The sequence below is a fragment of the Blastomonas sp. 34TW genome, from assembly GCF_059803595.1.
In genome coordinates, this window is record NZ_JAPFGW010000001.1 from 408,650 (window position 1) to 429,114 (window position 20,465).

General features: G+C 65.7%; 20 protein-coding genes and 1 pseudogene. 8 read left to right on the forward strand and 13 right to left on the reverse strand.

Annotation, left to right across the window (positions count from 1 at the left end; translation table 11 throughout):
* Positions 1–185 precede the first annotated feature (185 nt).
* Entirely contained in the window at positions 186–920 is a 735-nt protein-coding gene (locus OPU69_RS01895) for an alpha/beta fold hydrolase (protein WP_498509091.1), read from the forward strand.
* Positions 921–973: 53 nt separating this feature from the next.
* Here OPU69_RS01895 and OPU69_RS01900 read toward each other — a convergent pair whose 3' ends face one another.
* The gene (locus tag OPU69_RS01900; RefSeq protein ID WP_066044182.1) at positions 974–1,879 is read right to left on the reverse strand and encodes a LysR family transcriptional regulator; all 906 of its coding nucleotides are present in this window, start codon (positions 1,877–1,879) and stop codon (positions 974–976) included.
* A 191-nt stretch (positions 1,880–2,070) separates the two neighbouring features.
* Here OPU69_RS01900 and OPU69_RS01905 point away from each other — a divergent pair, with 191 nt between their 5' ends.
* A complete protein-coding gene (locus OPU69_RS01905) occupies positions 2,071–2,940 on the forward strand; it encodes a LysR family transcriptional regulator (RefSeq protein WP_060980073.1) in 870 nt (289 codons plus the stop codon).
* Between the two features lie 6 nt (positions 2,941–2,946).
* Here OPU69_RS01905 and OPU69_RS01910 read toward each other — a convergent pair whose 3' ends face one another.
* The 5 genes from OPU69_RS01910 to OPU69_RS01930 all read right to left on the reverse strand — a co-directional run bounded on the left by OPU69_RS01910 (position 2,947) and on the right by OPU69_RS01930 (position 6,388).
* On the reverse strand, positions 2,947–3,597 hold the full coding sequence (locus tag OPU69_RS01910; RefSeq protein ID WP_498509092.1) for a peroxiredoxin-like family protein: 651 nt from the start codon (positions 3,595–3,597) through the stop codon (positions 2,947–2,949).
* An 88-nt stretch (positions 3,598–3,685) separates the two neighbouring features.
* Positions 3,686–4,438 carry an HvfC/BufC family peptide modification chaperone gene (locus OPU69_RS01915; RefSeq protein ID WP_498509093.1) on the reverse strand — a complete coding sequence of 251 codons (753 nt, stop codon included), beginning with the start codon at positions 4,436–4,438 and terminating at the stop codon, positions 3,686–3,688.
* Positions 4,435–5,280: an MNIO family bufferin maturase gene (gene bufB / locus OPU69_RS01920; protein ID WP_498509095.1), complete on the reverse strand. Its 846-nt coding sequence runs from the start codon at positions 5,278–5,280 to the stop codon at positions 4,435–4,437. The genes OPU69_RS01915 and bufB overlap by 4 nt, the downstream gene beginning before the upstream one ends.
* Positions 5,281–5,385: 105 nt before the next feature.
* Positions 5,386–5,655 carry a BufA2 family periplasmic bufferin-type metallophore gene (gene bufA2 / locus OPU69_RS01925; protein ID WP_060980069.1) on the reverse strand — a complete coding sequence of 90 codons (270 nt, stop codon included), beginning with the start codon at positions 5,653–5,655 and terminating at the stop codon, positions 5,386–5,388.
* A gap of 91 nt (positions 5,656–5,746) precedes the next feature.
* Complete coding sequence (locus OPU69_RS01930) at positions 5,747–6,388, reverse strand: DUF1109 domain-containing protein (RefSeq protein WP_498509096.1); 642 nt, start codon at positions 6,386–6,388, stop codon at positions 5,747–5,749.
* A gap of 286 nt (positions 6,389–6,674) precedes the next feature.
* On the opposite strand from OPU69_RS01930, the gene OPU69_RS01935 reads away from it, so the two are divergent.
* Complete coding sequence (locus OPU69_RS01935) at positions 6,675–7,598, forward strand: MBL fold metallo-hydrolase (RefSeq protein ID WP_498509097.1); 924 nt, start codon at positions 6,675–6,677, stop codon at positions 7,596–7,598.
* A gap of 21 nt (positions 7,599–7,619) precedes the next feature.
* On the opposite strand, the gene OPU69_RS01940 is transcribed toward OPU69_RS01935, so the two are convergent.
* Positions 7,620–8,195, reverse strand: a complete 576-nt coding sequence (locus OPU69_RS01940) for a sigma-70 family RNA polymerase sigma factor (RefSeq protein ID WP_498509099.1) — start codon at positions 8,193–8,195, stop codon at positions 7,620–7,622.
* A gap of 144 nt (positions 8,196–8,339) precedes the next feature.
* A complete protein-coding gene (locus OPU69_RS01945) occupies positions 8,340–8,981 on the reverse strand; it encodes a peroxiredoxin-like family protein (RefSeq protein ID WP_060980065.1) in 642 nt (213 codons plus the stop codon).
* Between the two features lie 163 nt (positions 8,982–9,144).
* Here OPU69_RS01945 and OPU69_RS01950 point away from each other — a divergent pair, with 163 nt between their 5' ends.
* The 5 genes and pseudogenes from OPU69_RS01950 to OPU69_RS01970 form a co-directional block, all read left to right on the forward strand.
* On the forward strand, positions 9,145–10,002 hold the full coding sequence (locus OPU69_RS01950; protein ID WP_498509100.1) for a helix-turn-helix domain-containing protein: 858 nt from the start codon (positions 9,145–9,147) through the stop codon (positions 10,000–10,002).
* Positions 9,999–10,451 (forward strand): VOC family protein, encoded by a 453-nt coding sequence (locus tag OPU69_RS01955; RefSeq protein ID WP_498509102.1) that lies wholly within the window; start codon positions 9,999–10,001, stop codon positions 10,449–10,451. Before OPU69_RS01950 ends, OPU69_RS01955 begins: the two co-directional genes overlap by 4 nt.
* A gap of 100 nt (positions 10,452–10,551) precedes the next feature.
* A complete protein-coding gene (locus tag OPU69_RS01960; RefSeq protein ID WP_231725689.1) occupies positions 10,552–11,055 on the forward strand; it encodes a (2Fe-2S)-binding protein in 504 nt (167 codons plus the stop codon).
* On the forward strand, positions 11,055–13,319 hold the full coding sequence (locus OPU69_RS01965) for a xanthine dehydrogenase family protein molybdopterin-binding subunit (RefSeq protein WP_498509103.1): 2,265 nt from the start codon (positions 11,055–11,057) through the stop codon (positions 13,317–13,319). The genes OPU69_RS01960 and OPU69_RS01965 overlap by 1 nt, the downstream gene beginning before the upstream one ends.
* Positions 13,320–13,333: 14 nt before the next feature.
* Positions 13,334–13,816 (forward strand): annotated as a pseudogene (locus OPU69_RS01970) (nucleotidyltransferase family protein); the annotation flags it as partial.
* A gap of 23 nt (positions 13,817–13,839) precedes the next feature.
* Here OPU69_RS01970 and OPU69_RS01975 read toward each other — a convergent pair.
* From OPU69_RS01975 to OPU69_RS01995, 5 genes are all read right to left on the reverse strand, one after another.
* On the reverse strand, positions 13,840–14,844 hold the full coding sequence (locus OPU69_RS01975; RefSeq protein WP_060980060.1) for an XdhC family protein: 1,005 nt from the start codon (positions 14,842–14,844) through the stop codon (positions 13,840–13,842).
* Between the two features lie 57 nt (positions 14,845–14,901).
* Positions 14,902–15,564, reverse strand: coding sequence for a hypothetical protein (locus tag OPU69_RS01980; protein WP_498509105.1), 663 nt, complete (start codon positions 15,562–15,564; stop codon positions 14,902–14,904).
* 17 nt (positions 15,565–15,581) lie between these two features.
* On the reverse strand, positions 15,582–16,571 hold the full coding sequence (locus OPU69_RS01985; RefSeq protein ID WP_498509106.1) for a sterol desaturase family protein: 990 nt from the start codon (positions 16,569–16,571) through the stop codon (positions 15,582–15,584).
* A gap of 153 nt (positions 16,572–16,724) precedes the next feature.
* The gene (locus tag OPU69_RS01990) at positions 16,725–17,645 is read right to left on the reverse strand and encodes an MBL fold metallo-hydrolase (RefSeq protein WP_082730713.1); all 921 of its coding nucleotides are present in this window, start codon (positions 17,643–17,645) and stop codon (positions 16,725–16,727) included.
* 76 nt (positions 17,646–17,721) lie between these two features.
* Complete coding sequence (locus OPU69_RS01995) at positions 17,722–20,142, reverse strand: TonB-dependent receptor (RefSeq protein ID WP_060980058.1); 2,421 nt, start codon at positions 20,140–20,142, stop codon at positions 17,722–17,724.
* Between the last annotated feature and the right edge of the window lie 323 nt (positions 20,143–20,465).

The following is a 20,465-nucleotide window of genomic DNA, read 5'->3' on the forward strand; positions in this document are numbered from 1 at the left end:
CGCGGTTGATGACGTGCCGCTGACTATCGTGACGATTTGGGGGGCGATATGCAAATGCGCCGTGCTGCCGAAGACATGATCGGTGCTTTCCGGCCCAGGGCTATCAGCCTCTCGCTGCCAGAGTCACTTTGAACATGCGGGCGTCAGGCACGACCAATGGCATCGCCTGGATTGCTGCGGGGCGCATGCAAGCCGAAACGCCCAGCCTGTTGTTCATCCACGGGGCGGGCGGCAACAGCGCAGGCTGGTGGCAGCAGTTCGATCATTTTGCGCCGCACCGGCATGTGGTTGCGATCGATCTGCCGGGCTTCGGCCGATCCGATCCGCCATCGCCTCACAGCGATCCGGTCGAGGCGATGGTACAGGGCGCCGCCGGTGTGTGCGAAGCGCTCGGGCTGATGCGCATCGATCTGGTGTGCCAGTCGCTCGGCGGCTGGGCAGGCCTCCGCCTGGCGCTGTCGCGGCCCGATCTGGTGAACGCGCTGGTCCTGTGCTGCACTTTGGCGGGGATTGCCCATCCGCCCGGGCTTGCGGCCTTTCGCGAGGCGACCGCGCGGATGGACGAGCGGGGCCCGGCAGCGCTGGGTTTGCAGCCGCAGTTCGAAACCGACGAACCGGCCAAGGCCTTGCTCTATCGTCATATCGCGGCGGCCAATGCGCCGCTGGATCCGGCCTGGGGGCAGCGCCTGTTCGCGCCCGAGGTGCTGATCGCGCCTGGCCAGCTTGCTGAACTCGCTGTGCCGGTAACGCTGATCATGGGTGCCTGCGATCCGATCTGGCCACCCGACAGCCTCACCGGCATGCTGGCAGCGGCGGAGGCGCGTGAAGTTGTCCTGTCCGGAGCGGGCCATTCGCCCTATTTCGAGCAGCCGGGTGCGTTCAATGCCGTTCTGGCGGACGCGCTGAGCGCTGCGTCATGAAAGGCGGAACCTGCCTGGTCAAGGACGGGCTAGGATATTCCTCAGCCCGCAGGCTAGGCTGGAGAATCGGGGGCAAGCAAGGGGTCCGCTGCAAAGGCGCGGCTCAGGAAATCGATCAGGCTGCGCGTCCGCGCCGGGACATAGCGGCCCGGCGGCAGCACGATATGGATCGGCATGCGCACCGGTTCATGCTCGACCAGGATATGTTCGAGCTGGCCTGCCGCAATCGCATCCTCGAACAGCCAGCGCGCATTCACCGCGACACCCAGTCCGGCGACAGCGGCAGCGCGCACGAGATGCGGGCTGTCGGCGCGAAAGCTGCCATGGATCTCAACCGACGATCCATCCTCGAAGGCCCAGCGCGATCCGGTGCCCAGCAGCGAATAGACGATGCACTGGTGCTGCGCGAGATCGGCCGGGGCTTGCGGGCGGCCAGCCCGCGCGAGATAGCCGGGCGCGGCGACCGCGATGCGCCGCGCCACGCCAATCCGACGGGCGATGAGACGGCTATCGGCGAGCTGGCCGACGCGCACCGCCAGGTCGAGATTGTCCGCAACCAGATTGAGCGCATGGTCCGAAGCGGTGAAATCGATCTCGATCCTGGGATTTTCCGCCATGAACCGCGTCAGCATCGCGATCAGGCGGCTCTCGGCCAGCGTCAGCGGTGCGGTCACGCGGACGATGCCCTCCGCTTCGCCCTCGAGCCCGACCGATGCTTCGGCCGCTTCGATCGTATCGAGCGCGCTCATCGCCTTTTCGTAGAAGCGCGCGCCATCGGTGGTCAGCGTCAGCGATCGCGTGGTCCGGTTGAACAGCCGTGTCTTCAGATGCGCCTCAAGCGCGGCGACGTGTTTCGACAGGGTCGACTGGCTGCTGCCGATCCGCGCCGCAGCGGCGGAAAAGCTGCCCGCATCGGTCACGGCGGCAAAGCTTTTCATCCAGATTGCGATATCGGCCATCGGGTCTCGCCAAGCGGAAAGCGCAGGTAAGGGCTTGGAGGCAGATTAATTCGATTGCGGACTAAATGATAGTCAGATCGTCACAATTGACGCCTGTTTATCGTTAGATCACTGTGCCACTTGCTGCGAAAATCAGGGGTTGTCCGGCGGAAAACGGTGATTTTCTGGCTGTACCGCCCGGAGCGCCTTTGATGGAAATGCATCAGGTCCGATATTTTCTGGCGGCGGCGCGGACGCTCAATTTCACGCGCGCGGCGGAGGAGTGCAATGTCACTCAGCCTTCGCTCACGCGTGCCATCCAGAAGCTGGAAGAGGAATTCGGCGGGCAGCTTTTCCGGCGCGAACGGTCGCTGACGCATTTGACCGAACTGGGGCGGCAGATGGTGCCGCATCTGCAGCGCACCTATGACGCGGCGCAGGCGGCCAAGCTGCTCGCGCGGGGCATCGGCAGGCAGGTACATGCCCCGGTGACGCTCGGGGTGTCCGGGGCGGTTTCCGAACAGCTCGGCATGGCGCTGGCGCAGGTGATGGAGGGGCTGCCCGGCTTTCAGCTGTCGCTGCTCAAGGCGGACGCCGCCAGCCTGTTGCAGAGCCTGTTGAAGGGCGAGGTCGATGCTGCTGTGCTGCCCGAGCCCGGCGATCCGCCCGAGCGGCTGGACACCATCGTGCTGTCGCGCCAGGAACTGATAGCGGTTGCCCCGATCGATTGCCGGGTGGCGCAGCAGCCCTCCGTCGATCTGCCCGAACTGGCGCGGCTCGCCTGGATCGACGGCGACGCGCATGTCGCGGCAGAATTCACCGCCTTGTGCGCGGAGGCCGGGTTGCGTCCGGAATTCCGGCATAGCGCCAATCTCGAGGGCGATGTTGTCGATCTGGTCGCCAACGGGCTGGGCTGCGCCTGGGTGCCGGCAGGCCTGGCCTTGCCCGATCGGGTCAGGCCGGTCGCCGTCCAGGGCATTACCATCGCGCGCACCACGGTTTTCGCGACCGTATCGGGCCGCAAGCGATCGGTGGCGACCGATGCGCTGGTGCGGGCGATCCGCGCCCGGGCCTGGGGCTGAGCGCGCTTACCCGCCCGACCGGCTCAAGGCCTCGACGACCGCAATCACGGCATTGGGGTCGGCGCGCCGGCGGAAATCGGGATCGATATTGGCGAAGCGAACGATGCCGCTGCGATCGATGACATAGGTCGCGGTGATCGGCAGCAGCTGGCCGGAATTACCATAGATCGCGCCGAGATCGAGCCCGGCATCGGCATAGCGCCGGTTCAGATCCGCGCCGATCGGAAAGGCCAGCCCCAGCAACAGGGCAAGGCCGTGATCGACATCGCACAGCATCGTTGCCCCGGGCGCGATCTCCCGCCGGAAATCCTCTGCCCGGCCGCCGGTCTCGGCGCTGATAGCGACGAACCTGCCGCCTGCTGCTTCCAGCCGGGGCATCGCATCGTGCCAGATGCTGAGTTCTCGGGCACAGAACGGACACCATCGTCCGCGCAAAAAGCTCAGCACCACGGGCCCCCGATCAAGCAACTGGGGCAGCGTGACATGATGTCCGTGCGAATCGGGCAGGGCGAAATCGGGGAAGCGATCGCCAATCCGCGGGACCCGCGAACCGGCGCCCGACTGGCACAGCCGCGCGACAAGATCATTGGTCGGCTGTTCCCATGGGTCATGCGCGGCAGGGCAGGGATCGCGGTCGGGCTGAGGAGTGAGGGTCATCCGCAGGATCATGCACCCTGCCGCCGCGTTTGCAAATGGTGGCAGCGTGCATGGGTTTCATGCCCTGCGGTCATGGCGGGCAGACGCATCACGCCAGCGCGACGAGCACCGCCTCGGTAAACCAGCGTTGCAGCATCGCACCTGCCCGTGCCGCTGCCGCTTCGCTCCCTGCGGAGCTCTTGGCGAGCATGGCACAGATCGCGCCGAAGCTCTCGCCCCGCATGGCCAATGCGAGCGCATCGAGCTCGACAAATTCGATCGTCTGGAAGCGCGGCATCAGGCCCTGCCGCCAGACGGTCAACACCGCTTCGCTCGGCAGCCGATCGGCCGGTGGCGGGTCGGCCTCGCCATCTTCGAGCGCCTGCCAGATCAGCGCGACATTGGTGATGATCGGGCGGCTCGCCAGCGTCGGGTTGATCACAAGCCGCGCGCTATCCCAATCGACCTCGGTCAGCCGGGCAAGGTCCAGCTCCGGGCTGTCGGGGCCGTTGAACGCCGCGCGCAACGTCCAGTCGAGCCAGGCGAGCTCGGCGACTTCGGGATGGTCGGGATAAAGCGCGGACAGCGTCTCGTCGAAGCCCTCGCCATAATCGGCCAGCGTCCAGCTCGAGGGCGGATGAAGCGCGATATGGCGGTCGGCCGCCTGTTCGAAGCGCGCATCGCCGAGCCATGCGTGCGTGCGCTCGAAAACGTCGCGCAGCGCCGCGCCCAGTGTTGCGCGATGTGCGAAATGATAGACGCCGAGACCCCGTTGGGCGGCCGGAGCGACGCTTGCGAGCGGGACCGCCCTGTCGCTGCGCAGGAAGGCACAGAACTCGATCTGAAGATCGTGCAGGTTCATGCTGCCAGGCTTTCGCCGGGTTTCGCCAGCCGCCGCGCCAGGGCCAGTTCGCCCATCAGCGTTTCCAGCGGCGGAATATCGTCGTCGCGCTCGATCATCACGGCCACATCGCCAAGCCTGGGCATAGCCTCAGCGTAAAGCGCCCAGACCGGATCGGGAACGGGATGGTCATGCGTATCGATCAGCAGGCCGTCCTGCCCGGCGCTGTGCCCGGCGAGATGGATCTGGCGCACGCGGTCGAGCGGGATGCCGGCCAGATAGGCGAGCGGATCAAAGCCGTGATTGGTGGCGCTGACATAGATGTTGTTGATGTCGAGCAGCAGATAGCAGCCGGTGCGGCGTGTGAGCTCGGCCAGGAACTCCCACTCTGCCATCACGTCAGCGGCAAAATGGATATAGCTCGACGGGTTCTCGATCAGCAGCGGCCGATCGAGCAGGTCCTGTGCCAGCGCGATATTGCGGGCGGCGATGTCGAGCGCCTCGCGGGTATAGGGCAGGGGCAGCAGGTCGTGCGAATTGAAGCCATCGACGCCGGTCCAGCACAGGTGATCCGACACCCAGAGCGGCTCGATGCGGTCGGCCAGTCGTCTGAGCCGGGCCAGATAATCGGCCCTCAGGCCGTCGGCAGACCCGATCGACATCGAGACGCCATGCATCGCGACGGGATAGTTCTGGCGCGCCCGTTCGAGCAGGTGCAGCGGGCGGCCGCCTTCGCCCATGAAATTTTCCGAGATGATCTCGACGAAATCGACCGGCGCGGTGCCGCTCAGATAGGCGTCGTAATGCTCGGTGCGCATGCCCAGGCCATAGCCTGCAAATCGGGGAAGCGAGGGCTGGGGCATGAATGGGGCTTTCCGTCGGGGGGCCTGGCTTGCCGCGCACGCCTGAGCAGACAATGCCCGGCCTCGCCTTTGCGGAGCCGGGCCTGCCTCAATCGAGCGGGGCGATTACTTGGGTTCGGTCAGGCTGCCACCCTTGGCGGCGCATTCCTTGGCCGTGGTCGAGATGAAGCCGCTGCCCTTGCACGAGTTCTGGCCCTTGCAAGAGGTCTTGGCGGTGGCGCAGTCCGATGTGCCCTTGCAGGTGTTGATGCCATAGCAGTGCACCAGATCCTTGGGCTTGGCCTTTTCGGCGGCATGGGCGCTGATGCTGAGGCCGGTCACGGCCAGCATCGCGGCGGTGGCGGCAAGGCTGATGGTCTTTTGAGCGCTATTCATGACGGTATCTCCGGGAATGGGTCGGTTGCGGTGCCTGTCTGGCACTGATCCGTTCGCAGGGGCGCCCTGATCGGTTACAGTCCAAACCCGGTCACCATCGCAAAAGTCGCGGAGCGCTGACCGCGCCGAGCAACGTCGCCAGACCGATGCCGAGGCCATACCAGCACAGCACGAATGCGGCCGACTGCTCGGTGCAGGCCAGCGCATACACCGCGGCGGCGATCGATCCCGAAAGCAGCCCGGCGATCGCGCCCGTCCGTCGCAGATGCACCGGCGCCTGCTGGCGCAGCGACCGGAATATGCCGCCCAGCAGCGGCAGCGAGAGGGCGGCTATCCGCCACGGGCAGGCTTGCCAGCTCTCGCCGAACATCAGTTGTTCTGCGCCCGATTCATGCGCGACGAGCATCTGGCCCAGCGCGACGAACCCCAGCGCGGCGGTGATGACCGCCAGTCCGGGCCACAATGCGACGGGCATGGCAGCCGGTCGCGCGAGTGCCGCCAGGCTGCGCAATGCGATGGCCGCGAGCGCCATCATCGCGCCAGCCTTCAGCAGGAATGCGCAGAGCGTCCAGCCATGATCGATGCCGGGTTGCACGCCCCAGATCGCGAGCACGGCAAGCAGCGCCGCGCTGCCGCCGATCAGCGTGCCCCTGGCGATTGTCTCGCTCGGGCTTGCGGGGGTCACCGGAGTCAGGTCGTCGCAAAGCGCCTGGATGAGTGCGGCCTGGTTCATGAGATAATGCTGGGTCCAAAAGGCATCGCTGAAATGCGGATGCGCGCCACGGCAGTTGCCATGCGGCCTGTTTCGCAATTGGGGCCGAAGCGGTTACAATTTTGATGATCCGATTTGCTGTACCGGTCGGCTATTCGCGTAACCCTGTTCGCGACATCAACGAAAACAGCGGCATGGCCCGTTGGCAAGTTACGGACCATCATGCGGCAGCTTCGGCCACACCGTTCCCCCCGAAACCCCGGTGGCCAGGCTGCCGCATGCGTGTTCTTGCCCAAGGGATGTTCGGATGAAGCGATCTGGTTACTGGAAATCCGCGCTCCTGGGCGCAGCCTGTCTGCTGGCCGTGCCGCAAGCCGGGGCTGCGTGCAACAGCACGGTCGCCATGCAGATCCTCGGGTCTGGCGGCCCGATTGCCGAAGGCTCGCGCGCCGGATCGTCCGCGCTGCTCTGGCTCGATGGCAAGGCGGTGCTGCTGATCGATGCCGGCAGCGGCGCCTTCGTGCGCTATGGCGAGGCAGGGGCGCGCTTCGAGGACCATCTTGCCATCGCGATCACGCATTTCCATGCCGATCATGCCGCCGATCTCGACGCGATCCTCAATAGCGGCGGCTTTTCCGACCGGACGGCCGATCTGCCGGTCATCGGTCCGATAGGCAGCGACTATTTTCCGGGCATGCGCGATCACTTGCGCGCGCTGTTCGATCCGCAGGCGGGGGCCTTTCGCTACCTGTCGGGCTATCTCGACGGGAGCGAGGGCAAGGCGAGACTGCTGCCCGTCGAGGCGTCACCCGATGGCGCGACGCTTGTGTTCGAGGATGCCGCGCGGCAGGTGAAGGTCACCGCCATTCCGGTCGAGCACGGCGTGGTCCCGGCGCTCGCCTATCTGGTCGAGATACGCGGGCGGACCATCGTCTTTGCAGGCGACCAGAATGCGATGAGCCAGAGTTTTGTCGACGCGCTCGCGGGGCGCAGACCCGACATTCTCGTCGCGCACAATGTTATCCCCGAAGGCGAGGGGCAGCCGCGCGGGCTGCACCGTCCGCCTGCATCAATTGGCGAGATGGCGGCGGCGATCGATCCGAAGCTGCTGGTCCTGTCGCACAACATGCAGCGCGCGCTGGTGCGCCAGCAGGAGGGCGAGGCGGCGATCCGTCAGCATTATGAGGGGCCGATGGTGGTCGCGGACGATCTCGCCTGCTTCGCGCTGTGAGCGGATGATCGTCACGACCCGTCACTCTGCCGGCGCGGCGGCATAACCCGCAAGCTTCGCAAGACCGCGATGGATGTTGACCTTGACCAGCGATTCCGACTGGCCGGTCATCGCGGCGGCTTCCTCGATGCTGTAGCCCTTGAGCTTGACAAGGCGGATGACCGCGGTCTGGGCCGGACGCAGGCGGGAGAGCAGTTCCTCCAGCACGATCGCGCTGGTGACGCTGAACTCGTGATCGTCGACCTGCGGCTCGACCAGCTCGTCCTCGATCGATACGGTCGGCCTGCGTCCCATGGCGCGCAGCCGGTCGATCCACTTGTAGCGCGCGATCGTCGCCAGCCAGGGGCGGAACGGGCGACCGGGCTCGTAGGTGTGGCGCTTCTGGTGCACTGCGATGAGGCATTCCTGGGCCAGATCCTCGGCGATGCTCATCGGCAGGCGCCGCATGAAATAGCGCTCGAGCCAGGGTTGGATCTCGCCGAGCAGCCGGTTGTACGCGCCCCTGTGCCCCGCCAGCGCCGCCGCCATCAATCGACCCCATTCGTCCGGAGCGCAAGCGAGCGAGCGTTCGGCAACGGTGAGGCTTTCAGGGGCCATGATCGGTCTCCGGCCCGACGCGGAGGATGCCGCGTTCGGATGACCGTTTATCGCCGGAGGCCTTGTCGCCGTGAACGTATCAGGCGGGTATGGATTCGATACGCGTTGTGCATGAAGCGGCGGAATCCCGCCACAAACGGGGCTTCAGAGCTGCGTCAGCGCGGCCACCATCGCAGCGGGGTCGGCGCGGACGCGGAAGTCTGGATCGACGCATGCCTCTCGCACCAGACCGCGGGAATCGATCAGGAAGGTGGCGGGTATGGGGAGAATGCCGCTGGCCGTGCCATAAACATCGGTAAGGTCGAGCCCGGCGTCGTGGTAGCGCTGCAGCAGATCGGCCCCGGCATGATATGCCAGGCCTAGGTCGAGCGCCGCGCCATGGTCGATATCGCATAGCACAACCGCTTCGCCGCCGAGCATCGCATGGATGCGGTCTGCGCCACCTGCGATTTCACCGACCACGACGACCAGCCTGCCGCCCGCCGCCGCCAGTGCCGGCATCTGCTCGCGCCATTGTTCCAGCTCGCCCCGGCAATAGGGGCACCAGCCGCCGCGCACGAAGCTGACGATCATCGGGCGATTACCCTGCAGGGCCTGCAGGCTTTGATACTGCCCGTGATGGTCGGGAAGCTGCAGATCGGGAAAGGGTGCGCCTGCGCTCGGCGCGGAGCGGCCTGCCTCGAGTGCAGTCAGCCGGGCGACGAACCGGTCGTAGATTTCGCTCCAGCCGCTATCGCCGTTGGGGCGGCGCTGCAGGTCAGCATAAAGTCGGGTGGTCTGTTCCATCGCCAGCCTATGGACCCTGATCGTGCGCAAGAGAAGAGAGAGGGGTGTATCAAGTCGATACGCGCTGCGCATGGCGAAGGATGCGCATATGCTGTCCAACCGACGGCCTGCTTGACGCGGCGCGTGCACATGGCAAGCTGTCCGCTCCCTTGGGGTGCAGGCGATGATCGCATATTTCGAACGGCCGCCGGATCGGGCGCTCAGCTGGGCGGTCAAGGCGTTCTGGCATTTGGAGGGGCATTTGCTGGGCGAGGCCGCCGCCATTCCCAAGCCTTATGTCGAACTGGTGATCAGCCTGGGCGACGGCCATGAATGGAGCGCCGGCGAGCGCGCGACGGGCTTTGCGGGCGGATGGATCACGCCGATCCAGACCGGCCCACGCTTTTCTCGCTCGCTGGGGGTGACGCGGTTTGTTGCCGCGCGCCTGCACCCAGATGCCGCCATCCTGCTCTTCGGGCCGCTGCCGCTGGGCGATGGCGCGCCGCCGGTTCTGGCCGAGGACGTGATCGGTCGGGACTTCCGGGACCTGCGCGACCGGCTTGGCGAGCAGAGCCACCTTGCTGCGCGGATCGATCTGTTGCAAGCCTGGGTGGCCCGTCGCTTGCCGCCGCCGCCTGCCGGGCTGCGCGTCGCGCCTGCCGAACCCTGGCGCGCCGAGCAGCTCTGCCAGCTGCTCGGCTGGACCGACCGCGACCTGCGCCGCCGATTTGCCCGGACGATCGGCTGCTCGCCCAAATACTGGCTGCGGCTGCACCGGCTCTCGGCGGTGCTTGGCAATTCCGGCTTTCAGCAGGGCCGCGACACGCTCGCCGATACCGCCGCCGCGTTCGGCTTTGCCGATCAGGCGCATCTGGCGCGCGAGTTTCGCCTGCTCGCCGGCATGCCGCCCTCGGCCTATCAGAAACGGCGCGAGGCCGAGGGGCTCGACACCGCGCCGACCATGGCGCCGCGCGCGCCGGTTTTTCCAAGCCAGGCCGGGCGGGGCGTGGCAGACTCGGGGCTTGAGGAGGTGATGGCATGATCGTTTCGCTTTTTCCGTTCCGCTTCGTACTTGCGAGCGCGCTCGCCGCTGCCACGCTCCCATTCCATGCCACAGCACAGGAGGCACCGAAGCGCATGCCCGCCCCTATCGTCTATTTCGATATCGCAGGCCCTGCCGATGCCGGGCAGACCGCGTTCTACGAGAAGGTCTTCGGCTGGACCGCAGGGCCCGGGGGTGTCGTCGCGGTGCCGGTGAGCGGCCCGGTGCTGCCCGGAACGCTCCGCACCGATCCCATGCAGAAGGTGATCTATATCGGCGTGCCCGATGTCGCTGCCACCTTGACCGAAATCGAAGCGAATGGCGGCAAGACCGTCGCGCCGCGTTTCGAGGTGCCCGGCGTGGTGGTGCTCGGCCTGTTCACCGACCCTGCGGGCAATGCCATGGGTCTGGTCGAGCTGACCGCCGACGGACAGACGAAAATCCCCTGAATTTTTCGCGATCGGGCCGCGGATACCCGCGCGTTTCGTTTGCCGTTCTCCGGGCTTTGCTGCTATGCAACATCGCAGCAATAATCGGGGGAGCACGCGCGTGGCGATCGACTTCAAGGTGAATGGCAAACCGGTCAGCGTCGAGGCGGAGGCCGATACGCCTCTGCTCTGGGTGCTGCGCGAAGAGCTCGAGCTCACTGGCACCAAATTCGGCTGCGGCATCGCCGCCTGCGGCGCGTGCTCGGTGCATGTCGATGGAGAGCTGACCCGCTCGTGCAGCGTCCCGCTTGCCGATATGGCGGGCAAGTCGGTCACCACGATCGAGGGGCTCAAGGGCGCGGATGGCACACTGCATGCGGTGCAGCAGGCCTGGATCGAGGCGCAGGTGCCGCAATGCGGATACTGCCAGTCGGGCCAGATCATGGCGGCGGTGGCGCTGATCGAGCGTACCGGCAGCCCCAGCGACGAACAGATCGACGAGGCGATGACCAATATCTGCCGTTGCGGCACCTATCCGCGCATCCGCAAGGCGATCCTCGCCGCGACCGGCAAGGCGGCAGCCGCGAGTGCGCCTGCGACTGCACCGGCGATGGGAGAGGCATGATGGCGGACAATCCCAATCCCGACATGGATGTGATGGAGCCTGCGACCCCGGTGAAGAAGAAGCGCGGCATCGTGCGCCGCGCGTTCCTGGTCGGCGGCGCGCTGCTCGTCGGCGGCGGCGTGTTCGGCGTCTACTGGTCCGACCGTTCGGCCAATGCGCGCGCCAAGGCGCTGACCGAGACGGGCAACGACCATAATTTCCTCAGCTGGATGAAGATCGCCGAGGACGACACAGTCACCGTCTATTCGCCGCATATCGATTTCGGCCAGGGCACGCACACGGCGATGGGGCAGATGCTCGCCGACGAGCTCGATGCCGACTGGTCCAAGGTGAAGGTCGAGCAGGCCCCGGCAGACCTGTCCTTTGCCAATGCCGCGCTGGGCCGCGGTTTCCTGCTCAGCGACTCCTCGATGCCGGGCGTGATCAACGCGCTGCCCAATGCAGTCATGGCAATGCTCGCGCGATCGATGCCGTTGCAGATCACCGGCGGCTCGTCGGCGGTGCGCTTTACCGGCCAGGTCGGCATGCGCGTGGTCGGGGCCTCGGTGCGCCTTGCGCTGATCGAGGAAGCCGCCGACCGGCTCGGCGTTCCGGCGAGCGAGCTGACCACGGCGGACAGCAAGGTGATCCATGCCAAATCGGGCAAGTCGCTGCGCTATGGCGAACTCGCCGCCGGTGCGGCGGAGCGCTCGCTGACCGGATCGCCCGAGCTCAAGTCGGCCAAGGACTACAAGCTGATCGGCAAGCCGGTCCCGCGCATCGACATCCCCGCCAAGGTGGATGGCAGCGCCAAATACGGCATCGATCTGGTGCTGCCCGATATGCGCGTGGCGACGATTGCGGCTGCGCCCGTGCGCGGTGGCAAGCTGGTTTCGGTCGATGAAAAGCCCGCGCTGGCCGTGGCCGGCGTCGAGAAGGTGATCAAGCTCGATGACGCCGTGGTGGTCGTCGCCAAGCGCTACTGGCAGGCGCTCAAGGGCCTGCAGGCGCTGACCCCCAAATTCTCCGATGGCGGGCATGGCGCGCTCACCAGCGAGACGATCCATGCCGCACAGGTCAAGCTGCGCCAGACCGGCGAGCCCGAGGGCGAGGCGGGCGATGGCGATGTCGCGGCGGCGTTCAAGGCCCCGGGCGCAAAGCTCGTCACCGCCGATTATCGCGTGCCGTTCCTGCACCATGCGATGATGGAGCCGTTCGCGCTCACCGGCCATTACAAGAACGGCAAGCTGACGCTTTGGGGCGGATTGCAGGACCCGCTCACCACCCGCGATCGCGCTGCCAAGGCGGCGGGGCTGGGCATCGACGATGTCGCGTTCAACCCGATGATCATGGGTGGCGGCTTCGGTCGGCGCTTCCCCAATGTCACCGAGATCATCGACCAGGTGGCGGTGATCGCCAAGCAGGTGCCCTATCCGGTCAAGCTGGTGTGGAGCCGCGAGGAAGAGGTGCGCCACGGCACCTATCGCCCGCAATCGTCGAGCCAGTTCAAGGCCTCGCTGAGCAACGACGGCAAGATTACCGGCTGGCAGGCCGATTATGTGCAGAGCGACACCGCCGAGGGCGAGGTGACGTTCATCTACGACATTCCCGCCGTCTCGCGCCGCCATTTCAAGTACCAGTCGAACCAGAATGACGGGCCGTGGCGCTCGGTCAATTCGACCCAGTTCGGCTTCTACAACGAAAGCTTCATGGACGAGCTCGCCAAGGCGGCGGGCGAGGACCCGTATCAATTCCGCCGCAAGCACCTGGCCGAAGGTTCCCGCCACCGCGCGGTGCTCGATATGGTCGCCAAGCGATCGGGCTGGGGCACGCCGCTGCCCGAAGGCACCGGGCGCGGCATCGCGATCGTCGAGAGCTTCGGCACGATCGTTGCCGAAGTGGTCGAGGCGACGGTCAAGGAAGACGGCCGTCCCAAGGTGCTGAAAGCCTGGGCGGTGGTCGATTGCGGCACAACGGTGAACCCGCTCAACGCCGAAGCGCAGATTGCCGGCGGGCTGATCATGGGGCTGTCTTCGGCGATCGGTGAAGAGATCACGCTCGACAAGGGCGCGGTGGTGCAGAGCAATTTCAACGATTACGAGCTGATCAGGCTGGCCGATGCGCCGCCGCAGATCGACGTGCACTTCATCGAAAGCGGCGCGAAGATCGGTGGCATCGGCGAGCCCGGGTTGCCGCCGGCGACGCCTGCGCTGGCAAACGCGCTGTTCGCCGCGACCGGCAAGCGCATCCGTACCCTGCCACTGCGCGACCAGGTCAAGGCCTGATCGCCGCGCGTTCAATGGCGCTGCCCGGCTGGTGCGCCGTCATCCTGGCGGCAGGCGCGGGGCGGCGGTTCGGCGGGGGCAAGCTGCTCGCGCCGCTCGATGGTGTGCCGATGATCCGTCGCACTGCCCAGGCGGTGACAGCCGGGGGCTTTGATGAGGTGCTGGTCGTCGTCGGCGAGCATGGTCGTTCGATCGGTGACGCGCTGGCCGGGCTGGACTGCCATCTGGTCGAGGCTGCAGACTGGCAGCAGGGCATATCCGCTTCGATCCGCGCGGGTGTTGCCAGCCTGCCGGACGAGAGCGAAGGGGCATTCCTGTTCCTGGGCGACATGCCGCTGGTGCCGGTCGCCTTGTGCGGCGAACTGGCGCGGCTCGCCCAGCGCTCGGGCTATGCCGCGCGGCCCAGGGTCGATGGCAAGCCCGGCCATCCGGTCTGCTTCGTGCGTTCCGCCTTGCCTGATCTGATGCAGCTTTCGGGCGACCGCGGGGCAGGGGATGCGCTCAAGGACAGGGCGCTCGCCTATCTCGATACCGACGATAGCGGCGCGCTGCTCGATATCGATGATGCGGCCTCGCTGGCGCTGGCCGAGCGTGCGTGGAACTCGCGCGCGACATCGGCGACCACCGACAGCGCGATATCGCGCGGAGCCTTGCCGAAGCCCTGAAGCCCGATCGGTGCGCGCAGCCGCGCGATCTCTGCCTCACTCACGCCCTGGCGGCGCAACTGGTCGATGCGTCCGTCGAGCCGAATGCGCGCGCCGATCGCGCCGACATAGAAGGCAGGCGAGATGAGCGCGGCGGCGAGCCCGGCTTCGTCATCCTCGCGATCGTGCGACAGCACCGCCACCGCCGTCCACCGGTCGAGCCCAATCGCCTTGAGCGCGTCGGCGGGCGAGGCGCGATGATAGGACAGTCCCGGCCATGGCGTGGCTTCGGGGCCGTTGGGGGTGACCAGCGCCACCTCCATTCCCATCGCCTGGCCGAGCGTCGCGCAGGCGAGCGCCGTCGCATCCTCGCCGATCAGCACCAGCCGCAGGACAGGATCGTAGCGCTTCGAGTAGCGGCGAGCATTCCAGGCGAAGCGCGGTACATCGTCGGAGGAAAGCGCCTCGCGCGCTGTTCCATCGCTGGACCACAGAACCGGATGTCGCGACTGAAAGCCATCCAGCAGCGCAGACACTGCCGGGTCATCGCCGCGCAGCGGCTCGACCAGCACCGAGATGCCGGTGCCGCAGGCGAGCCGAATGTCGATCCACGGGCTGCCCTCGCCATAGCGCAGCAGTCTCGGCTTGCCCTCGGCCATCGCTTCGCGGGCGTGCCGCGCGACATCGGCCTCGATACAGCCGCCCGAGAGATAGCCCCAATGCTGATCGCCGGTGATCAGCATCTGTGCCCCGATCTCGCGCGGGGCAGGGCCCGAGGTCTCGACCAGCGTGGCGATGGCGAACGGTTCGCCTGCGCTGTGCAATTGCATCAGCAGCGGGCGGATATCATCGGTCTGCGCGTCGAAGGGCCATCTGCTCATGCTGGACCAATTAGGGTGCGCCGGCGCAAACGGCAATCGCGTCGCGATCGGGAAAGCTTAGTCTCCCGCCAGGCTGCGCAGGAAGCGCCTGCGGATCAGCCGATCTTCTAGAATGCGACCGATCACGTAGAGCAGCGCGAACAGCCCGGCGAACACATAGGCAGAGGTCGGCGAGAAGCGGTCCTTGCCGCCTTCTTCCTTCTTCTTGTCCTTCTCATCCTTCTTGGGCTTTTCGGGGGCAGGCGCACCGAGCATCTGGTCGATCCAGTGCAGTTCGCGGACCTTGTCCTTTTCCTGGTCCTTCTTCTTGTCCGCCTGCTCGGTGTCGGGCTTGGCCAATATGCCGACCCCGACGGTGATCTGGCCGAAGGCGACAAACAGCAAGGGCGCGAGGAAGCAGAACAGCAGCGACTTGCTGGTCATCCAGAAGCGCAGCACGCCGCCACCGGGCTGGCTCTCGACGCGCAGCTCGCCCCGATCATAGATCGACATGCGGTCCTGCGCGAGCGGGTCCTTCTTGGTGAAGGTCAGGCGCCCCTCGGCCCGATCGAAGCTGGTGCCGGGTTCACGGAAGAACGGTTCGAGCCTCGCAAAGGCCTCGTCGGCGCCCTGTCCGGCGGGCAGCGGCAGTTCACCGCGTACCGTCCAAATCCAGTCGATCAGTCGCATCCAGCTGCGCCTGTCGCTGGCTGCGGCCATGCCGGGAAGCGTGTCGCTCACGCTGTGCGCCTGACCGGTCATTCTGCGGGCACTGCCGTGGTATCATGGCCTTTGCCGAACTTTTCCTTCATCGTCTTCCAGCCTTCGGTGAAGGGATAGGTCATCTGTTCGCGGATCGACATGCGACGACCGCCTTCCATGCCGAGCAATTCGGCCTCGCCATCGACACAGGTGCCGAACATGCGGTCGATGAAGATGAAATTGCTGGCATAGTTGCTGCGCGTCGCCTCGAAATCGAGCGAATGGTGCAGGCTGTGATGCTCGGTGGTGTTGAACAGGAAGCGCCACCAGGCGGGCGTGTTGAAGCGCACGTTGATATGCTGGTACACGCCGATCGACATGCCGATGGCCCCGGCGAGCAGCGCGGCCCGCGGCAGGAAGTCGAACAGGCCGCCGATGCCCAGCCCGATCAGGAACAGCTCGACCGGATTGCCGACCGCGCCCTTGTTGATGTTGAGCTGGGTAATGTAATGGTGCACCGAATGAGTGAGCCAGAGCGGGTACCAGTTGTGCATCCCGCGATGCATCCAGTACTGGCCGAAATCGAAGATGAACAGGATCAGGAATGCCTGGACCAGCAGCGGCAGGCCGGTGAACCAGGCGAACTTGTCCCAGTCGAAGCTGCTCAGCAGGGTCTCGATCAGCACGTCGCTGCCGATGAAATTGTCGACCAGATTGAGGATGGTATAACCCAGGCCCACATAGAACAGGTCGGTGACGCATTCCTTCCAGGTCAGCTCCCAGCTCTTGTAGCGCGGGTTGACCCATTCGAGCGCGAGCAGCAGCGCGCGAAACGCGATGCCGATGCCGATCGCGGTCGAGGCCTTGGCGATCGAATTGGGCGCATAATACCAGAACGCGATCATCGAAAAGAGCACGGCAGGCTGGAACCAGGTGAAGAACAGCCGCTTGAACGGGCCGCCTTCGACCTTGGGCACGTTCTCCCAGCCGATGGTGACGGGCGAATCTGCCCCGATGATGCGGTTGCCGACGCGGACTCCGTTCATGTGCCTGTACTCACGTTGCGGTCCCGGGCTGCCGGCATAGGGCAGCGCTGAAGGCGGGACGGTTGAGGTTCGCAGTGGAAAGAGCGTTGTAAAATCCGGGCCATCACGCCAGACGGCATTGGCCAATAGTTCCCATAGACCTCATCTATGCGGTCATTCGTCACGGGGCGGCACCGGTACGATGATGAAGCGGTCATGGACCTGCGACTGGCCCGGTGTGTCGAGCTTCGCCCTGAGCCCCTGGCGTAGCTTGGCGATCTCGCTTGCTGGCAGCTCGAGCGGATGCTCGTTCGGATGTTCCAGCGCCTCGTGCGCATAATCGCGCCCCGGCGCGCGCGTCATCTCGATATGCGCGCCGAGCACGGCGCGGATCGGATGCGTGCGCACGAAAGCGCTCAGCCGGTCGATGCTGGCGCGGTTGTCGCCGAGGAAATTGACCGGCACGTAGAGCCGCCCGGGATAGAGCGTGTCGCCCGAGAGCAGGATCTTGAGGCGCGGGTCATAGACCATCATCGCTGCGGCCTGATGCCCCGGCGTCGGGATGATCGACAGCGCCCGGCCGCCGAGATCGAAGGTCGCGATATCGCCGGGCCAGCGCTTGATGCCGAAAAAGGCTGCGACATCCGCCGGTTTCAGCCCGACCAGCACGGTATCGGGCCGGTCGCGAAAGGCGGCATCGCCGGCGATATGGTCGCCATGCGCATGGCTGTGCGCGACGACCAGCGGGATGGCCTGGCGGCCATGCGCGGCGAGCCATTCGGCGATCACCCGGTCGACCACCGGGCGGATGACTCCGCCTTCGGCGCCGGTGTCGATCAGCAGCGCCTTGTCGCGCCCGAACAGCAGATAGAGAAACGGCGCCTCGAAATTGGTCTTGACCGACTGGCGGATGACGAACGTGTCGGCGTCGAGCGACTGCACTTGCGCGACCGGTTCGGCGCCGTTGGTGCCGTCGATCCAGCGTTCGGCGAACAGCCGGGGCAGGGGGGCAGCGGGTTCGGCGGCAAGCCCGCCCGAGGTCGCCAGCACCACGGCGAGCCCCGCAAATCCCGGAATTCGGCTTTTGGCTGTCATCACCTGGCCCCCTTGCTGGCGGGTCGCATGGGGCGGGACCGGCCTTGCCCAACCGGCCCCGCGCCCAAGCCTGCGATCAGAACCTGAACCGAGCCTCCAGACCCAGGGTCATCGGGTTGATGACGCTGTTGCGCAGATAGCGCAGCCGGACGCCGTCGTTCAGACCGACGCGCGAGCGATCGTTCGACACCGCGTTGACCGCATATTTGTCGAAGATGTTGTTGGCCCAGACGCCAAGGCTGTAGCGGTCGGTCTCGTAGAAGACCGAGGCGCGGTGGGTGGTGAAGCCGGGCAGCTTGTCGCCGAACGCGCGATCCCAGCCCAGCCGGGTGACGACATTGCCGCGATAGGTCGCGGTCCAGTCGGCGACGATGTTGCCGTCCATGAACGGCGCGGTATAGGTCGCGCCCAGTGCGCCGCTGGTCCTGGCCGAACCCGGCAGCCGGTCGCCCGACAGCGCGTCGAGCTGGATCGGACGGCTGGGATAGATTCCTGCCGGGCTGTTGACCGCGATGATCCCCGGCACGTCCTGGGTCAGCCGCGCGTCGAGATAGGAGAAATTGCCCTGGATGGTGAAGCGGGGCAGCGGGCGCAGCTGGAACGAGGTTTCGAAGCCCTCGGACTTGCCGGTGCCGCCATTGACGGTGATCCCGACCACGCCGTTGACCGTCGCCGAGGCGACCTGAATGCCGTTCCACTTGATCTGGAACACGTTGAAGTTGAACGTCAGCATGTTGTCGAACAGCTCGGTACGGATGCCTAGTTCCAGGTTCTTGGTGGTATCCGGGCCGAACTGCTGCTCGTTGGGCAGCGCACAGACATTCTGCTGGTTCGGATTGAGCGGCAGCACGCATGGTGCCACGGTATTCGGCCCGCCCAGGCGATAGCCCTTCGAATAGGTCGCATAGACCATGATATCGTCGGTGATGTTGTACGAGCTGTTGAACTTCCATACCCAGCCGCTCTTCTTGGCGACGCCGCCCGCCGAGGGCAGGTCATAGGGGCTCAGGGGTTCGCCAAGCAGCGGCAGCACCGCGCGGCCCGCGACTTCGGAGCGATAGCCGAAATAGCGCGCACCCGCCGTGACCTGCCATTCGGGCGTGACGCGGAAGGTGCCTTCGCCGAAGATCGCGCGCTCGGTCACCCGCGAGCGGTTGAACGAGACATATTCGAGCTCGAGCGGGTTGGGCAACGTGCCGAAGGCAACGAACGGGTGGCCCGGCAGCCGCTCGCGATAGTCGTTCTGCAGCGTGCGGCGGTTGTAGAATGCGCCCAGTACCCAGTTGAACGGCCCGCCATGGCGCGAGACGAAGCGCACTTCCTGGTTGAACTGCTTGCGCCGGTTGGTGCTTTCGTTGAAGCTCGAAAAGGCCGGGAAGGATTCATAGCCATAATCGAGGTCGAGCAGCAGATCGGTATTGTCGCCCACCTGCTCGTTCTTGACATCGGTATGCGCGGTGGTCGCCACCAGATCGGCGATATTGCCGATATTGGCGTTGATTTCCGCGCTGATCAGATGCGCGCGGCGATTGACCGGCTCGAGAAAGCGCGCCGCGCTTTCATACCGCCCGGTGCCGAACACGAAATCGCTGTTCGACTGGCGGCCATCGGTCTTGGTGCGCTGAAACGCATAGGTGATGTTGAGCTTGAAGTCCTCGCTTGCCTGATAGAGCAGCTGGTTGCGCGTGCTGATCGTCTTCTCGAAATTGACGTCGTTCTCGCGGCGCAGGTTGGCGGCATAACCCGCCGCGCTGATGAAATTGGGGCCGTTGGGCTGGGGCAGCGAAACGCCCGGCCGCTGCAGAAGCAGCGTATAGTCGATAAAGCCGGGATCGTAGAAATAGCCGGTGGAACTGCGGAAGGCGAGGTGATCCTTGATGATCGGGATGTTGATCACGCCATCGGCCTGATAGCCCAGCTTGCTGCTGTGCTGCTTGGCGTAGAAACGGCCGTGCACCTCGCCTTCGAAGCTTTCGAGATTGGGGCGGTTGGGGATGTTGCGGATCGCGCCGGCCAGCGTTCCCAGCCCGTAGAGCGTGCCTTGCGGGCCGAGCAGAACCTCGACACGGGCGATATCGAGCAGCTTGAAATCGTAATAGAGCGGTACTTCGCCCAGATACAGGCCGAGCGCGTCATCGAATGAGGCGCCGTTTGCGCTGGTGTCCGAAGCGTTGAGGCCGCGCAGCACGATGGCGCCGGTCGATCCGGGGCCGGTGTCGGAGATGGTCAGGCCCGGGGTGAAATCGGCAATGTCGCGCACATCGTCGATGCGCTGGCGGGCGAGCTGCTCGTCGCCGATCGCGCTGATGTTGATCGGCACGTCCTGGATCGAGGTCGCGCGGCGGGTCGCGGTCACGACGATGACGTTGCTGCCGCCTTCCTGTTCGGTATCCTGCGCGTCATCACCCGCAATGTCCTGCGCAAAGGCAGGCGCGGTGCCCATGCCCATCAACATGGTAGCGCCCAGCAAGGTGGCGCGGAACAGCTTGTTCGTCATCTTCAGACCCCCAATTCTTGGTGAGCCTTTTCAAATGACACCCGTCTCCCCTGGGGTTCTGGCGATGCCGACCCCTTGATCGCCGGTTTTCCGGCCTGTTCTCCCTGAAACTCCCCACACGCGCCGCCTTGTCTGCGCGCGCGCCATTGCACGTCGCGCGGCGGTCTTGCCTGCGGGGGTAGATATCGCTTTGCGTAGGGTGATCGTGCCGTCTGCGCGGTGCGCAGCGCCTTGTCTGATATCCGAACAGGCCGGCTTTCGATCCACGGACCCTCGCTTGCGAACAGTCGATAGTGCCGCTGGCGGACTGCCAGCGACATCCA

What these genes read in the sequence shown, in the direction of transcription:
- OPU69_RS01995 (WP_060980058.1), bottom strand. Translation starts at nt 20,142, where the DNA reads ATGACGAACAAGCTGTTCCGCGCCACCTTGCTGGGCGCTACCATGTTG.
- OPU69_RS01940 (WP_498509099.1), bottom strand. Translation starts at nt 8,195, where the DNA reads ATGGCCCCTGAAAGCCTCACCGTTGCCGAACGCTCGCTCGCTTGCGCT.
- OPU69_RS01910 (WP_498509092.1), bottom strand. Translation starts at nt 3,597, where the DNA reads ATGACCCTCACTCCTCAGCCCGACCGCGATCCCTGCCCTGCCGCGCAT.
- OPU69_RS01975 (WP_060980060.1), bottom strand. Translation starts at nt 14,844, where the DNA reads ATGAGCAGATGGCCCTTCGACGCGCAGACCGATGATATCCGCCCGCTG.
- OPU69_RS01900 (WP_066044182.1), bottom strand. Translation starts at nt 1,879, where the DNA reads ATGGCCGATATCGCAATCTGGATGAAAAGCTTTGCCGCCGTGACCGAT.
- OPU69_RS01945 (WP_060980065.1), bottom strand. Translation starts at nt 8,981, where the DNA reads ATGGAACAGACCACCCGACTTTATGCTGACCTGCAGCGCCGCCCCAAC.
- OPU69_RS01905 (WP_060980073.1), top strand. Translation starts at nt 2,071, where the DNA reads ATGGAAATGCATCAGGTCCGATATTTTCTGGCGGCGGCGCGGACGCTC.
- OPU69_RS01895 (WP_498509091.1), top strand. Translation starts at nt 186, where the DNA reads ATGCAAGCCGAAACGCCCAGCCTGTTGTTCATCCACGGGGCGGGCGGC.
- bufA2 (WP_060980069.1), bottom strand. Translation starts at nt 5,655, where the DNA reads ATGAATAGCGCTCAAAAGACCATCAGCCTTGCCGCCACCGCCGCGATG.
- OPU69_RS01950 (WP_498509100.1), top strand. Translation starts at nt 9,145, where the DNA reads ATGATCGCATATTTCGAACGGCCGCCGGATCGGGCGCTCAGCTGGGCG.
- OPU69_RS01915 (WP_498509093.1), bottom strand. Translation starts at nt 4,438, where the DNA reads ATGAACCTGCACGATCTTCAGATCGAGTTCTGTGCCTTCCTGCGCAGC.
- OPU69_RS01935 (WP_498509097.1), top strand. Translation starts at nt 6,675, where the DNA reads ATGAAGCGATCTGGTTACTGGAAATCCGCGCTCCTGGGCGCAGCCTGT.
- OPU69_RS01965 (WP_498509103.1), top strand. Translation starts at nt 11,055, where the DNA reads ATGGCGGACAATCCCAATCCCGACATGGATGTGATGGAGCCTGCGACC.
- OPU69_RS01955 (WP_498509102.1), top strand. Translation starts at nt 9,999, where the DNA reads ATGATCGTTTCGCTTTTTCCGTTCCGCTTCGTACTTGCGAGCGCGCTC.
- OPU69_RS01930 (WP_498509096.1), bottom strand. Translation starts at nt 6,388, where the DNA reads ATGAACCAGGCCGCACTCATCCAGGCGCTTTGCGACGACCTGACTCCG.
- bufB (WP_498509095.1), bottom strand. Translation starts at nt 5,280, where the DNA reads ATGCCCCAGCCCTCGCTTCCCCGATTTGCAGGCTATGGCCTGGGCATG.
- OPU69_RS01990 (WP_082730713.1), bottom strand. Translation starts at nt 17,645, where the DNA reads ATGACAGCCAAAAGCCGAATTCCGGGATTTGCGGGGCTCGCCGTGGTG.
- OPU69_RS01985 (WP_498509106.1), bottom strand. Translation starts at nt 16,571, where the DNA reads ATGAACGGAGTCCGCGTCGGCAACCGCATCATCGGGGCAGATTCGCCC.